The following is a 15,025-nucleotide window of genomic DNA, read 5'->3' on the forward strand; positions in this document are numbered from 1 at the left end:
AAGTAAAGCCTCGTCCCTTATCAGGGATGGAAGGCTTTTTTTATTGTTTTATAAAAGAATCAATCTTCAAGTGTGAAAGGAATTCTATGCGGTAATGTCAACTGGCAGTTAATATCCAATTCGTACTATGAGCATACATAGGGCGAGTAATGAAAATTTGTGTTAATTTAGGAGGTTTTATCATGCGAGATGAATTAAAAGCTATTGAACAAGATGCGCTTGCTAATGTAGAAACAGTAAAAGACATAAAAGAGCTACAAGCTATTAAGGTTTCTTATCTTGGAAAAAAAGGCTCTCTTACAGGAGTTCTGCGTGGTATGGGTAAGCTTTCACCCGAGGAGCGACCTGTTATTGGAGAAATCGCAAACCAAGTAAGAGAGGCCATCACAAAAGCAATAGATGAAAAAAGTGTTGTGCTTGAAAATGCCGCATTAGAAGAAAAGTTGAAATCTGAGGCGATTGATGTAACGTTACCTGGGCGCCCCGTTAAAGCTGGTGGTCCACATCTATTAACAAAAGTAATAGAAGAGATTGAAGATTTGTTTATTGGGATGGGCTATGAGGTTCGAGAAGGTCCAGAGGTTGAAACAGACTATTTCAATTTTGAAGCATTGAATCTACCGAAGGATCATCCAGCAAGAGATATGCAGGATTCCTTCTATATTACCAACGAATTATTACTTAGAACCCATACATCACCAGTACAGGCACGTACAATGCGCAACTACAAGGGTGAGAAAGCAGTAAAAATGATTTGTCCTGGAAAAGTGTACCGTCGTGATACGGATGACGCAACACACTCACACCAATTTACGCAGATTGAAGGGCTATATGTAGATAAAGACGTGAAAATGAGTGATTTAAAAGGTGTTCTAGATGTATTTGCGAAAAAAATGTTTGGTGAAGATCGCAGTATTCGACTACGCCCTAGCTTCTTCCCGTTTACAGAGCCTTCTGTTGAAATGGATATCTCTTGTAAAGTTTGTGATGGTGAAGGCTGTTCAGTATGTAAAGGTACTGGTTGGATTGAAATATTAGGAGCAGGAATGGTCCATCCGAATGTATTAGAATTGGCGGGTTATGATCCAAAAGTATATTCTGGATTCGCGTTTGGGATGGGTCCTGAACGAATAGCGATGTTGAAATATGGTATTAACGATATCCGACAATTTTATTTAAATGATAGTCGATTCCTAAAACAATTCCATCAGGCGTAAGGAGGTACTTAATAATGTTAGTTTCATTAAACTGGTTAAAAGAATATGTAGACGTTGAGTCAATTACCCCAGAAGAACTTGCGGAAAAAGTAACGAAGTCTGGGATTGAAGTAGATCATATCGAGTATGTTGCAGAAAAAAGTGAAAATGTTGTCGTAGGATACGTAGAATCCTGTGAGAAGCATCCAGATGCAGATAAATTAAATCTTTGTCAGGTTAATGTTGGAGATGAGACCCTGCAGATTATTTGTGGTGCACCTAATATAAGGCAGGGACAAAAAGTTGCTGTAGCAAAACCTGGAGCAGTTTTACCTGGTAATTTCAAAATTAAAAAAGTAAAACTTCGTGGTGTGGAGTCCAATGGTATGATTTGCTCTCTTCAAGAACTTGGCATTGAAGAGAAATATGTTCCAAAAGAATTTACAGAAGGTATCTTTGTTTTTCCAGAGGATGTTCAAATTGGCGAAAATGTCGAGCCGCTATTAAATTTATCAGATGCAGTGTTAGAATTTGATTTGACTCCAAACCGCGCAGATTGCTTAAGTATGCTAGGTGTAGCCTATGAAGTTGGTGCACTTCTGAATAAGCCCGTCAGCCTTCCTAGTGAATCGATTGACACAATTGGAGAAAGAACCGAGAATTATATTCAGGTGAAAGTGGAAGATGAAGACTTAAATCCTTATTATGGAGCGTTTATTATTCAGGATGTTGAGATTAAGCCATCACCACTTTGGATGCGTAATTATCTTACTGCAGCAGGCATTCGCCCAATAAATAATGTCGTTGATATCACAAATTATGTGTTGTTGGAATACGGTCAACCGTTACATGCTTTTGACTACGATCGTCTTCAGTCAAAAGAAATTGTTGTCCGTTCAGCAAAATCAAATGAACAGATTGTTACATTAGATAATGTAGAACGTACGTTAACAGAAGACAATCTTGTTATTACAAATGGTAAGGAACCAGTAGCTTTAGCAGGAGTTATGGGTGGATCAAACACGGAAGTGACCGAACAAACCAAAAACATACTGCTAGAAGCAGCATTCTTTAATTCGGTATCAGTTCGAAAGACTGTTAAAGCAACCGGGCTTCGTAGTGAGTCTAGCACAAGATTTGAAAAAGGCGTGGATCCAAGTAGAGTAAGACATGCTGGATTACGTGCTTGTCACTTATTAACGAAGTACGCAGGAGGTAAGGTATTAGAAGGAATTGTTGAATTTGATAATTTAGATCGTACAGAAAAAACTGTCGAAATGGATACAGATACAATTAACAATAGACTTGGTACAGCTATTTCTAACGATGAAATAGCAGAAATCTTGAAACGATTACAGTTCAACTTTGAACAAAAAGGAGATAGCTTTACAGTCTTTGCTCCAACTCGTAGAGGAGATATTACAATCTTCGAGGATATGCTAGAGGAAGTCGCGCGAATCTACGGATATGATAACCTACCGTACACATTACCTTCAGGATCAACACAAGCAGGGGGCTTGACGAAGGCGCAGCAGCTTAAACGTGCGGTTAAAGGATATCTAGAGGGTGTTGGCTTAATGGAAAATAGAACTTATTCTCTAACAAGCGATACCTTTATTAATAAGTTAATTAGTCCTGAAATCTCAGAGCTTAATCCAGAGGCTATCGGACTGGCAATGCCGATGAGTGAGGAACACAAATATTTACGTTTAAGCATACTTCCCGAGCTACTTAAAACCATTAGTTACAACATCGCAAGAAATCAAGTCAACTTAGCTTATTATGAACTTGGATCAATCTTTGTAACGAATGAACAAGAGCTGACAAAGCAACCAGAGGAAAAATTACGATTATCTGGTGTAATAACTGGAAATTGGATGGAACATCTTTGGCAGCAAGAAAGTAAGAAGGTCGATTTCTATGTTGTTAAAGGGATCGTAGAAGGATTGTTTGAGCATTTAGAGTTAAACCTTTCAATTAAACAAACGCAGCTTCCTGATATGCATCCAGGACGAACTGCATCGATTTCCTTAAATAATCAAGTAATTGGTTTTATGGGTCAACTACATCCACGTCTTGAAAAAGAATTGGATTTAAAGGAAACTTATCTTTTTGACCTTAATATGGATGCAGTGCTAGAAGCACATCATCACGAACCGAGTTATTCCTATATTCCAAGGTATCCTTCTGTTACAAGGGACATCGCATTTATTTTGGATAATAAAGTGAAAGCAGGAGATGTAAAAGACACCATTGAAGAACTAGGAGCCCCGCTTGTAAAACAAGTCCAAGTATTTGACTTGTACAAGGGAGAAAACCTACCAGAGGGCAAGAAGTCTGTTGCCTATAGTCTTTTATATCAAGATCCTGAAAAGACTTTGGTTGATGAAGAAGTTGAAGCATCTTATCAAGCAATTATCGAAGCAATTAATGAAAAGTTCCATGCATATGTAAGATCGTAAGAAGGAATACACACGAGCAATCGTGTGTATTTTTTTGCTGTAATTATAAGATATTTAAAAATTCATTTTTAATTTATGTTAAGATATCCTAAAATGGATGACTAGCACTCCTTAAAGATGGAGGTCTGAAAAAAGATGTATAACTATACGATACTTGAATCTATTTTATTTCCTCCGACCATAATCAATGATAAGCAGCTTCGTGCTAAGCTTGCACATAAGACCATTTTGATAACAGGTGCAAGCTCTGGGATAGGAGAGCAATTAGTTTATCAGCTCGGTAACATAGAGTGTCACTTGGTTTTGGTTGCGAGAAGATGGGATAAGCTTCAAAACATAAAAAGATTGATGGAACAGCAGAAGGCAGATGTCATGATTTACCAAGCAGATCTTCGAAACGCCGAAGAATTACAAGGCTTTTTGTCTTATCTTAATCAGCTTTCTATTGGAATAGACGTATTTGTAAACAATGCAGGTCTATCTATAAAGCGTTCTATATTTGATTCACTAGATCGATTTCATGATTTTTCTAGAACAATGTCTATTAATTATGAAGCACCAGTACAGATACTTTTGTCAATCATCCCAATTCTTGAAAAAAGCCGTGGTCATATCATCAATATTTCGACCGTTAATGCGTTATTAAACCCATTTCCAAATTTTGCAGCATATCAGGCTTCCAAGTTAGCCTTTGATACGTGGTTACGTTCTGCATCACCGGAATTACAAGCAAGAGGGATTGCAACAACTTCGGTCTACTTGCCGTTAGTACGTACCCCGATGATTGAGCCGACTGTTGTATATCATAACATGCCAGCTATGTCACCACTTCATGTTGCTACTATTGTGTGTAAATTAATGTACACAAGAAAGAAGAGGAAGAAGCCATGGTGGATATTTATTGGTCAATTCTTCTCCTTCTTCTATAGAGCCTAATGGGAAAAAGTGAAATAGAAAGAAATTTAAAAAGAGGTAAATCACGATGAAAATAATGTTACTAGTTTCTGTGTTAGTAAAGCTAAAGTTATTAACGCCGTCTGGGTTAATTAGTCTAATACGTGGGTTTTATCGCTCTGGCGTTAATTTGATGACATTAGTAGAGATCGCAGCCAAGCGACATGGTCCTCAGGAAGCAATAGTTGATGATTATCATACCTTCACATATAAGGAGTTATTTCAATATTCAAATAGAATGGCTACGAAGTTTTATGATGATTTTCACCTACAGCCTGGTATGAAGGTCGCAATTCTTTGTCGAAACCACACGTTTTTAATTTCTTCACTATGTGCAGTATCACGAATAGGAGCAGATTTACATCCCTTGAATACAGAGATGAGCCTGGAACAGTTAAAGTATTTCGTGAAACGGTATCAATATGATGCCATTATATTTGATGATGAGTTTAAAGCGATAATAGAAGCGTCTAATTTTACAAATCAAAAAATTAAGCTTGATCCAAAGCAAGCTATTAATCAGGAGAAACCAAGGGTAAATCAACAAAAAATGCCTAAATCGTCAAAGGGAAGAATTATTCTTCAGACAGGCGGAACAACTGGAAAGGCAAAGGAGGCTGTTCATACTCCATCACTCTTCTATTATTTAAATCCATTTATGGCATTATTGAAACGTTTAAGATTGACTAGCTATCATACAATCTATATTGGTACACCAATCTTTCATGGCTATGGGTTAGCGATTTTACTACTGTCATTTCCATTGGGTAAAAAATGTGTTCTAACAAATCGTTTTGAAGCAGAGAAGGCATGCTCCATTGTACAAAAACATCATGTGGAAGTCATAACAGTTGTTCCGCTAATGCTAAAGCGCATGCTTCAATATAACCACCCGCAACTAACTTCATTACGATGTATAGCTTCTGGAGGTGCACTGCTGGATTCCGTGCTAATAGAAGAAACAACAACGAAGCTTGGAGATATTCTATACAACTTGTATGGTACTTCGGAGACAGGGTTAAATGTAATAGCCACACCAAGAGATTTACGCTATTCATCACAAACTATAGGCAGAAAGGTTTTTGGGGCAGTACTAGACCTAAAAGATAAACAAATGAATACTGTACCTATTGGTGTGGTAGGTCAACTATACGTCAAAAATTCATGGTCAGTAGGGAAGAAGAAAAATAAGTGGCTTAGAACTGGGGATTTAGGATATCAAGATAAAAATGGTTACTATTATTTATGTGGAAGAGTGGATGAGATGATTATCTCAGGAGGCGTAAATGTCTTCCCAAGTGAAGTGGAGCAAATCCTGATTACTCACCCTGAGATAGAAGACGTCGTTGTAATCGGGATTCAGGATAAAGAATATGGTCAAAGATTGCAAGCCTTTATTCAAACAGATAATCTAACAGAATCAGATATCACCAAATGGTTAAAACCACGTATCGCAAGATTTCAAATGCCTAAAAAGATACACATCATTGACGATATACCTTACACAGCTGTAGGAAAGCCTGACAAGAAAAAAATAGTTGAAATGATAACATGTGTTAAGGGAGAGAGTATGGTAGGGGAGATACGTTAGTATATTTGTTATCGTACTAGTCATTAGTATAGCTTTGTTTCTAATTTTAAGTAGTAAGGAAGGAACTGATACAGGATATTTAATGATACTGGGAACTATTATCATTATTCTTGAGGCATTTATCATTTCACTATAGTTTTATCTAATGGAATTAATTATAAGAAAGTAATAGTAATAAAAGCATTGGAAATATAAAGGAGAATAGAAAATGGCTCGGGATCTCCGAGCCATTTTCTATTCTATAAGTAATTTTTAGCCTTTTGTGTATTGGCAAAATGCACTTTAGCACAGGAATTAAGAATTTCTTCACCTTTTTCCTTCATAATTCGAGCGATTGTTAGATCAACCTTCTTGGATGCTCCTTTATTTAACGGTATCCCTATTTGAGCTGATAGCTTATCCATCTCTCTTACAAAGCTAGCTCTTGCAATAATCGAGCCTGTTGCCACTGCAATCGAATAGCTCTCAGCCTTTGTCATAAAATAGGTATTGTCTGGAAGCACGCCTTTTTCTGAAGCAATGTGTCTTTGATATATGCCTGGCTCACAAAATTGATCAATCAAGATTCCTTCGAGCTCCATCGATCCAATTTTCTTCAATAGGTTTTGGATGGCATGATGATGAAGCATAGCTTTCATCTTCCCCTGGGACCAGCCTCTTTTTTGTAATTTATTATACTTCGTATTATGTAATATTAATAAGGAATAAGGAATCTGCATTTTAGCAATTTCTGTCGCTAGCTTTCCAATGGTGTCATCCGTTAGGTTCTTAGAATCTTTAACGCCTAGCTCCTTCAATATTGGTATTTGGGAGGACTCTATGTATGCACATGCAACTGTGATTGGTCCGAAGTAATCACCAGTTCCTGCTTCATCTGAACCGATATGGGAAGATAAGAATAGTGATTCCGGTGGTGAATATTTGGTGGATTGAGTTGGTTTTTTAGGTGCTGTCTTCGTTGTTCCTATAGTGGTATTGTCAGTCCATAATTTCATTTCGACTTCTGGTTTGCTTCCTTGAAACAATACTTTACCAGATTTATATGCAGTAATTACTGAATTAGATGTTTTTGCTCTGAAAATCGCCCCTTGAGGTGTCGTCGTTAATGATTTATGATAATATTGTTTCATTTTTTCAATTGTTTCAAGTGAAAATACATATACGTTCTGAGACATGTAAGCGTCAATCCTTTCTATAAATATGACTATAGCAAACTATTCCTGATAAAGAAATGTTTAAAAATAATATAGGAACAGTTTCCCAATTGTCTGTCTTCGTGTTAAGATAAACTATAGTAAAAAATGTGACTGGCTTATTAAAACTAGTATATGCGAGTAATTAGTGGGAGGGTAAACTAGTGGCCCAAGATAGAACACGGGTAACCGTTGAGATTCGAAATAGATCATATACCATAGTTGGAGAGGAAGATGCAACCCATGTACGCTTGGTTGCAAGCCTTGTTGACCAAAAAATGAGAGAAATTCAAGAGATGAATCCGCAGCTTGATACTGCTAGTCTTGCTGTGTTAACTGCAATTAACTCAACCAATGATTATTTGAAATTAAAGGAAGACTATGCAGCTTTGCTAGGATCAATTAAAAAAGAAAGAGGATAAGTGATACATGGTAGATTTTATACTAATATTATTATTAATTTTTGGTTTCCTTATCGGACTTAAAAGGGGACTTATACTACAAGCAGTACATTTAGTTGGCTTTATTGTGGCTTTTATCGTTGCTTCAGCGTATTATGATAGCCTCTCTGAAAAGCTAGCTTTATGGATACCATACCCAGAATTAACTGATGAAAGCTTATGGGCGGATTTTTTGCAAGCACTCCCTTTAGAGAGTGCATTTTATAATGCTATCTCTTTTGTTGTTATCTTTTTTGTTGTGAAAATAGCCTTGCAGATTGTCGCTTCTATGATCGATGTTCTAGCGTCATTACCAATCTTAAATTCTATTAATAAAATTTTAGGTGCAATACTAGGTTTTTTAGAGATATATTTAATACTTTTTGTCATTCTTTATATCATCGTATTAACACCGGTCGGTACAATCCAGGAATGGGTTAATGACTCGAACATAGCATTATTCATTGTAGAGAATACACCATACTTCTCAGAAAAAATAAAAGATCTCTGGTTCACACATATTGCTACAATGATCAATTCATAAATAGATGGCTAATTCATAATACTAGGATTACTATTGTATGGTCGTTACAATAAGAATAAATCCTTCTATGAATTAGCCATTATTTATATATGTAAGTTTATAAAGGAAATGCATCATACATAAATTGTATAAGTTAGGTGATTCGTATGTCAGTAAACAAAAAAGATGTTATAAAATTATTAGAGAAAATAGCCGTTTATTTAGAGCTTAAAGGAGAAAATTCCTTTAAAATATCTGCTTTCAGACGAGCAGCACAAGCCCTTGAACGTGATGATCGTTCCTTAACAGATATTGATGATTTTACAACGATAAAAGGAATTGGTAAGGGGACCAGTACGGTAATCATGGAATACATACAGCAAGGAACCTCACAAACACTTTCTCAGTTAGAAAAGGAAGTACCAGTGGGGCTGATTCCACTTCTAAATGTTCCCGGATTGGGTGGTAAAAAGCTTGCAAAGCTCTATCAGGAATTACAGGTAGATGATGCAGAAAGTTTAAAGAATGCAATCGAATCAGGTAAGGTCGAGAACCTAGCAGGTTTTGGGAAAAAATCAGCTGAAAAAATTATGTCGGCGTTACATGAAGTTGGAAAACGCCCTGAGCGTTTACCGATTGCACTTATGCTGCCATTAGCGGAAAGAATTGAGGATTTTCTTCGGGGAATTCCAGAAATTCAGCGGTTTTCTAGAGCCGGTTCCCTTCGCAGGATGAGAGAGACCATTAAAGATTTAGACTATATTATCGCGACCGAAGAAAGAGCTGTGGTAAAGGATAGACTACTTCATATACCAGCTATAAAGGAAGTAATTGCGAAGGGCGATACGAAAGTGTCTGTGACAATAGATGATGTTTATGATATAAACGTTGATTTCAGATTAGTAAGTAATGAAGAATTTGTTACAACACTTCACCATTTTACAGGTTCGAAAGATCATAACGTATTGATGAGACAGCTCGCAAAATCCAGAGGTGAAAAAATTAATGAATATGGGATAGAGATAGAAGAATCAAGTGAAATTCTTACATTTAATTCTGAAAAAGAATTTTTTAACCACTTTGGATTACAGTTTATCCCACCAGAAGTTCGAGAAGATAATGGGGAAGTAGAGGCGTTTAAAGAGCTAGTTGATTTGGTAGAGCTTCAAGATATTCGCGGTGACTTACATATGCACACTACTTGGAGTGACGGTGCACAGTCACTTGAGGAAATGGTGAATCAAGCAAGGAAAATTGGCTATGAGTATATTGCTATTACAGACCATTCTAAATCTCTACGGGTAGCAAATGGATTGGATGAGGAACGGTTAAGAAGTCAACGAGAAGAAATCATGAAGCTGAATGAGAAGTATTCTGATATCCATTTATTCGCTGGAGTAGAAATGGATATCTTACCAGATGGAACATTAGACTTTTCTGATTCGTTTTTAATGGAGATGGATTATGTTATTGGAGCGATTCATTCCAGCTTTAGTCAAACAGAAGAGCAAATTATGAAACGGTTATTTGCAGCTTTGGAGAATCCTTATGTATCCCTCATTGCACACCCTACAGGCAGATTAATTGGTAGACGTGACGGGTATAAAGTAAATTTGGAAAAATTAATAGAACGTGCCAAGGAAACAAATACTGCACTTGAAATAAATGCAAATCCGAATCGATTTGATATCTCTGCTGAATGGGCAAAACTAGCTCAAGAGTCTGGAGTAAGTCTTGCTGTCAATACAGATGCACATAGCTACCAAATGCTCGAACATATGAAATATGGAATTGGAGTGGCTCGAAAAGGTTGGCTACAAAAGGATACGGTAATAAATACTTGGTCAAAAGAGAAACTAATCGCTTATTTTAGCCGTAATAAGTAATAATGGATTTGAAATTGTACATCAAGGTAAAGGAGTAAGAAAATGAATGAGAGAATCTTACGAGTACTAGATTTTCAAAAGATTATAGATCGCTTAAGTCGACATGCTGCAACCAGTCTAGGAAAAGACTTGGCATCAAAGCTAAAACCCTCTACTGATTTAGAGGAAGTGAAACAACTGCAGGAAGAAACTGATGAAGCGGCACAGGTTGTTCGCCTTAACGCCTCCATTCCACTAGGAGGGATATTTGATATCCGTCCAAGTATTAAGCGAAGTGTGATTGGCGGTGTGCTGAGTACAACTGAATGTTTGGATGTTGCCAATACCATCTATGGTGGAAGGCAAGTAAAGGATTTTATTGATGGCTTAGAGGAAGAACTCACAATATTAAAAGATATTGTTGATGGCATTACGCCATTACGAAATTTGGAATTAGAAATAAAAAATTCCATTGACGATCATGGTCATGTTATGGATAGTGCATCAGAAAAACTACGAGGTATCCGTTCCTCTACTCGTACGTATGAAAGTAGAATTCGCGAGAAGCTAGATAGCTATACGAAAACAAAAAGTAATATGTTATCAGATGCAATTATTACGATACGTAATGATCGCTATGTATTACCAGTAAAACACGAGTATCGTGGAGCTGTAGGTGGAATTGTTCATGATCAGTCAGCATCAGGTCAAACCTTATTCATGGAGCCTAAGGCAGTCGTTGATCTAAACAATCAGCTTCAAGAGCTATATGCAAAGGAAAAGCAAGAAATAGATCGTATTCTTCGGGAGCTGAGCCAAAGTATTGCTTTAGAAGAAGCCTTTTTAACAGATAATGTTACTCGATTAGCGAAGATTGATTACATGTTTGCCAGAGCAAACCTCGCTAGAGAAATGAAGGCATCTAGACCAATGATGAATGATAGTGGTATTATCAAAATGCGTCAGGCGAGGCATCCGCTTATCGATATCAGTGAAGTTGTTGCAAATGATATTGAAATCGGTAAAGCGTATACCTCTATAGTTATAACAGGACCCAACACAGGTGGTAAGACGGTTACATTGAAAATGGTAGGACTATGTACATTAATGGCTCAATCGGGCTTACAGGTTCCAGCTCTTGACGGATGTGAAATGTCGGTATTCGATCAAGTATTTGCAGATATTGGCGATGAACAATCTATCGAGCAAAATTTAAGTACATTTTCTTCTCATATGACAAATATTGTATCTATTTTAAAGCAAGTTGATGACAAGACATTAGTGCTTTTTGATGAATTAGGTGCCGGAACAGACCCTCAGGAGGGGGCTGCATTGGCAATGTCTATATTGGATGAAGTTATTGCTAGAAATGCACGAGTTATTGCGACTACACATTATCCAGAACTAAAAGCCTATGGGTATAATCGGGAAAATGTCATTAATGCATCAATGGAATTTGACGTTCAGACACTTCAACCTACATATCGTTTGTTAATTGGTGTTCCAGGTAGAAGTAATGCATTCGAAATCTCGAAACGATTAGGGTTGGAAGATACTATTATTGATCAGGCAAAAAGCCATATAGGAATTGATTCTAAAAATGTTGAAAACATGATTGCTTCATTAGAGCAATCTAAATTACAAGCCGAAAAAGAATACGAGGAAGCACACGACATCCTCCTTCAAACCGAAAAGCTCCGTAATGAAATGTTGGAGGAGTGGAATCAGTTCGACCGAAAACGAGAAGAACTATATCGGAAGGCTGAGGAGAAAGCTGAGAAAGCACTTCGTCAAGCACGGGAAGAAGCAGAATTGATCGTTCAGGAAATACGAAATATGAAGACAGATGCGAAGCTGAAGGAACATGAGTGGATTGAAGCGAAGAAGATGCTGGAGGAAGCCCAACCTAAGTTATCAACTAAACAGCCAAATAAGAAGCAAACCACCACTTCTACTGAAGAGCTTAACCCGGGAGATGAAATTAAGCTACTAACCATCAATCAGAACGGATCTGTTATCGAAAAGGTTAGTGATCAGGAGTACTTGGTTCAAGTAGGTATTATGAAGGTGAAAGTAAAAAGAAATGATCTTCAGTTAATTGGTAAGCCTAAAGTGTCATATGAGAAGCCATTAACAACAGTAAAGGGTTCAAATTATCATGTTTCCACGGAACTAGACCTTCGTGGTGAACGGTTTGAGGATGCGTTATTAAAATTAGAAAAATATGTTGATGATGCGACATTAGCAGGCTATCCAAAAGCCTTTATTATTCATGGGAAAGGTACTGGGGCACTAAGAAAAGGTGTACAAGAATTTGTGAAAAAGCATCCGAGTATTAACTCCTCAAGACCAGGAACTGCTGGTGAAGGTGGAAGTGGCGTAACTGTAATTGAATTTCGATAATGATTGATCTAATGGGGGGATAAATGTGAGTGGATTTTGGGAGAATGCTTTAGTAGACACAGCGGCTAGATATAGTGTAGTTGTCCTGTGTACTATTGTTTTTTTAGCTGTTTTTGAGCTAGTGACATCTTATAAAAATTGGGATGAAATTAAAAAAGGAAATATTGCCGTGGCAATGGCGACTGGGGGGAAGATATTCGGTATTGCCACGATATTTCGCTATTCAATTGAACATAATGATAGTCTGCTTATAAGTATTTCCTGGGGAACTGTAGGATTCATCTTGTTATTGATAGGATATTTTATCTTTGAGTTTTTAACACCTGCAATGAAAATTGATGAAGAAATAGGCAAAGGAAATAAGGCAGTAGGACTAATTTCATTAATTATTTCAGTTGGATTATCATTTGTTATTGGTGCAAGTATCATATAACGTATTAAGGGAGAGCATAATGGAAACTTTAGCAAAAGTCTGTATAGGTGTAGCCATTGTTTTTGTTTTAATTGGGATTTTATACCTCGTTTTTGATTTTGATTTCAGCATTTTTTAATTGTGAATAGAAAAAATTAAGGCGAATTCATAAATAAAATTTCAAAAAATACAAATTAGTCGGTATAATAGGAGTAAGTAAATTAAAAGGAGGTTTATGAATGGTCGAAGAAAAAAGGTGGCATCAGCTCTATCCTAAGGAAATACCGACTTCTATTGAATACGACGAGCGACCATTGTATTTCTTTTTAAAGGATGCAGCTTCACGCTACAAAGAAAAGAAAGCGCTTCATTTTATGGGAAAAGAACTAACCTATGATGAGGTCTACCACCAAGCAAAGAAGTTTGCAAACTATCTCCAAAGTCTTGGGATAGAAAAGGGAGACCGCATAGCTATTATGCTACCGAATACACCTCAATCTGTTATCGGTTATTACGGTGCGTTGATGGCGGGAGCAATTGTTGTCCAAACAAATCCGTTGTACAAAGAAAGAGAGTTAGAGTATCAGTTAAATGACTCTGGTGCCAAGGTTATTGTCTGTCTTGATATTCTTGTTCCTAGGGTGACCAATGTAAAGAAAAGTACTCAGTTAGAACATGTGATTGTTACCGGTATAAAGGATTATTTACCATTTCCCAAAAACTTAATCTATCCTTTTATTCAAAAGAAGCAATACAACATGGTTGTCAAGGTGGAGGAATCAGCAGATACACATTTATGGACCTCCATTTTGGATAGGGCGGAAGCTAACTATACGGAAGTCCATGTTAATCCGACTGAGGATATTGCGTTACTTCAGTATACGGGTGGTACAACTGGCTTTCCAAAGGGTGTTATGCTGACACATCGAAATCTGGTAGCAAATGCTCAAATGTGTGACAGTTGGATATATAAAACAAAAAAAGGTGAGGAAGTTGTACTAGGAGTATTGCCGTTCTTTCATGTTTATGGAATGACTGCTGTTATGAACCTATCCATATTAAGTGGAGCAAAAATGGTACTGTTACCTAAGTTTGATGCAACGGAGGTTTTAAAGACAATTCAAAAGTTAAGACCTACATTGTTCCCAGGTGCTCCTACCATATATATTGGGATTCTAAATCACCCAGATTTGAAAAAGTATGATCTGTCATCTATTCAAGCATGTATTAGTGGATCTGCGCCACTACCAGTAGAAGTACAAGAGAAGTTTGAAAAAGTAACTGGTGGTTGCTTAGTAGAAGGATATGGCTTAACCGAATCTTCACCTGTTACCCATGCAAATCTTATTTATGGAAATCGAATAAGTGGAAGTATTGGGTTACCATGGCCAGATACGGATGCTAAGATATTGAATATGGAAACCTACGAGGAAGTAGAGCTAGGTGATGTTGGAGAACTAGCTGTAAAAGGTCCACAGATTATGAAGGGCTACTGGAACAAGCCTGAGGATACTGAAAACACCTTAATAGATGGCTGGCTATTAACTGGGGACTTAGGGTATATGGATGAAAACGGATATTTTTATGTGGTCGATCGCAAAAAGGATATGATTATTGCTGGAGGCTATAATATTTATCCGCGAGAGGTTGAGGAAGTCTTATATGAACATGAGGCAATCCTGGAAGCTGTAGTAGCTGGAGTACCAGATCCATATCGAGGTGAGACCGTAAAAGCATATGTTGTATTAAAGGAAGGGCATGCAATAACAGAAAAAGAGCTAAATAACTATTGTCGTGATAATTTAGCCGCATATAAGGTGCCAAGAATTTATGAGTTCCGTGATGAACTGCCAAAAACAGCTGTTGGAAAAATCCTAAGGAGACAGTTAGTAGATGAAGAAAAACAGAAAACACAAGATAAAGTTACAACCACTTGAGCTTCATGCTCATTTTTCCTTAAAAAGTATACAAGCATTATATTGACAG

Annotated in this window: 11 protein-coding genes and 1 other annotated feature (1 of these 12 only partly in view); of the genes, 10 read left to right on the top strand and 1 reads right to left on the bottom strand. The window is 37.1% G+C overall.

Translation table 11 applies throughout. The annotated features are described in order from the left end of the window. Window positions 1-21: a binding site (T-box leader), on the top strand; it begins 214 nt to the left of the window's first position. 161 nt (window positions 22-182) lie between these two features. From pheS to ABC228_RS00325, 4 genes are all read left to right on the top strand, one after another. Continuing rightward, entirely contained in the window at window positions 183-1,217 is a 1,035-nt protein-coding gene (gene pheS, locus ABC228_RS00310; protein WP_345823093.1) for a phenylalanine--tRNA ligase subunit alpha, read from the top strand. Between the two features lie 14 nt (window positions 1,218-1,231). Next, window positions 1,232-3,658: a phenylalanine--tRNA ligase subunit beta gene (pheT, locus tag ABC228_RS00315; RefSeq protein ID WP_345823094.1), complete on the top strand. Its 2,427-nt coding sequence runs from the start codon at window positions 1,232-1,234 to the stop codon at window positions 3,656-3,658. A 135-nt stretch (window positions 3,659-3,793) separates the two neighbouring features. Beyond that, window positions 3,794-4,594: an SDR family NAD(P)-dependent oxidoreductase gene (locus tag ABC228_RS00320; RefSeq protein ID WP_345823095.1), complete on the top strand. Its 801-nt coding sequence runs from the start codon at window positions 3,794-3,796 to the stop codon at window positions 4,592-4,594. A 46-nt stretch (window positions 4,595-4,640) separates the two neighbouring features. After that, window positions 4,641-6,203, top strand: coding sequence for an AMP-binding protein (locus tag ABC228_RS00325; RefSeq protein ID WP_345823096.1), 1,563 nt, complete (start codon window positions 4,641-4,643; stop codon window positions 6,201-6,203). Window positions 6,204-6,442: 239 nt separating this feature from the next. Here the strand turns inward: ABC228_RS00325 and rnhC are convergent, their stop codons facing one another. Then, the gene (rnhC, locus tag ABC228_RS00330; protein ID WP_345823097.1) at window positions 6,443-7,378 is read right to left on the bottom strand and encodes a ribonuclease HIII; all 936 of its coding nucleotides are present in this window, start codon (window positions 7,376-7,378) and stop codon (window positions 6,443-6,445) included. Between the two features lie 182 nt (window positions 7,379-7,560). Here rnhC and zapA point away from each other — a divergent pair, with 182 nt between their 5' ends. From zapA to ABC228_RS00360, 6 genes are all read left to right on the top strand, one after another. Continuing rightward, entirely contained in the window at window positions 7,561-7,818 is a 258-nt protein-coding gene (gene zapA / locus ABC228_RS00335) for a cell division protein ZapA (protein WP_345823098.1), read from the top strand. 7 nt (window positions 7,819-7,825) lie between these two features. Continuing rightward, complete coding sequence (locus ABC228_RS00340) at window positions 7,826-8,380, top strand: CvpA family protein (RefSeq protein ID WP_345823099.1); 555 nt, start codon at window positions 7,826-7,828, stop codon at window positions 8,378-8,380. Between the two features lie 146 nt (window positions 8,381-8,526). Further along, the gene (gene polX, locus ABC228_RS00345; protein ID WP_345823100.1) at window positions 8,527-10,245 is read left to right on the top strand and encodes a DNA polymerase/3'-5' exonuclease PolX; all 1,719 of its coding nucleotides are present in this window, start codon (window positions 8,527-8,529) and stop codon (window positions 10,243-10,245) included. A 42-nt stretch (window positions 10,246-10,287) separates the two neighbouring features. Beyond that, a complete protein-coding gene (locus ABC228_RS00350; protein WP_345823101.1) occupies window positions 10,288-12,627 on the top strand; it encodes an endonuclease MutS2 in 2,340 nt (779 codons plus the stop codon). A 25-nt stretch (window positions 12,628-12,652) separates the two neighbouring features. Beyond that, window positions 12,653-13,060: a DUF350 domain-containing protein gene (locus ABC228_RS00355; RefSeq protein WP_345823102.1), complete on the top strand. Its 408-nt coding sequence runs from the start codon at window positions 12,653-12,655 to the stop codon at window positions 13,058-13,060. A 218-nt stretch (window positions 13,061-13,278) separates the two neighbouring features. Continuing rightward, on the top strand, window positions 13,279-14,976 hold the full coding sequence (locus tag ABC228_RS00360; RefSeq protein WP_345823103.1) for a long-chain-fatty-acid--CoA ligase: 1,698 nt from the start codon (window positions 13,279-13,281) through the stop codon (window positions 14,974-14,976). Window positions 14,977-15,025 lie beyond the last annotated feature (49 nt).

Origin of the sequence: Ornithinibacillus xuwenensis (assembly GCF_039614845.1) — a bacterium.
GTDB classification, from domain to species: domain Bacteria; phylum Bacillota; class Bacilli; order Bacillales; family Amphibacillaceae; genus Ornithinibacillus; species Ornithinibacillus xuwenensis.

What these genes read in the sequence shown, in the direction of transcription:
- ABC228_RS00360 (WP_345823103.1), top strand. Translation starts at nt 13,279, where the DNA reads ATGGTCGAAGAAAAAAGGTGGCATCAGCTCTATCCTAAGGAAATACCG.
- ABC228_RS00350 (WP_345823101.1), top strand. Translation starts at nt 10,288, where the DNA reads ATGAATGAGAGAATCTTACGAGTACTAGATTTTCAAAAGATTATAGAT.
- pheT (WP_345823094.1), top strand. Translation starts at nt 1,232, where the DNA reads ATGTTAGTTTCATTAAACTGGTTAAAAGAATATGTAGACGTTGAGTCA.
- ABC228_RS00320 (WP_345823095.1), top strand. Translation starts at nt 3,794, where the DNA reads ATGTATAACTATACGATACTTGAATCTATTTTATTTCCTCCGACCATA.
- polX (WP_345823100.1), top strand. Translation starts at nt 8,527, where the DNA reads ATGTCAGTAAACAAAAAAGATGTTATAAAATTATTAGAGAAAATAGCC.
- rnhC (WP_345823097.1), bottom strand. Translation starts at nt 7,378, where the DNA reads ATGTCTCAGAACGTATATGTATTTTCACTTGAAACAATTGAAAAAATG.
- pheS (WP_345823093.1), top strand. Translation starts at nt 183, where the DNA reads ATGCGAGATGAATTAAAAGCTATTGAACAAGATGCGCTTGCTAATGTA.
- ABC228_RS00325 (WP_345823096.1), top strand. Translation starts at nt 4,641, where the DNA reads ATGAAAATAATGTTACTAGTTTCTGTGTTAGTAAAGCTAAAGTTATTA.
- ABC228_RS00340 (WP_345823099.1), top strand. Translation starts at nt 7,826, where the DNA reads ATGGTAGATTTTATACTAATATTATTATTAATTTTTGGTTTCCTTATC.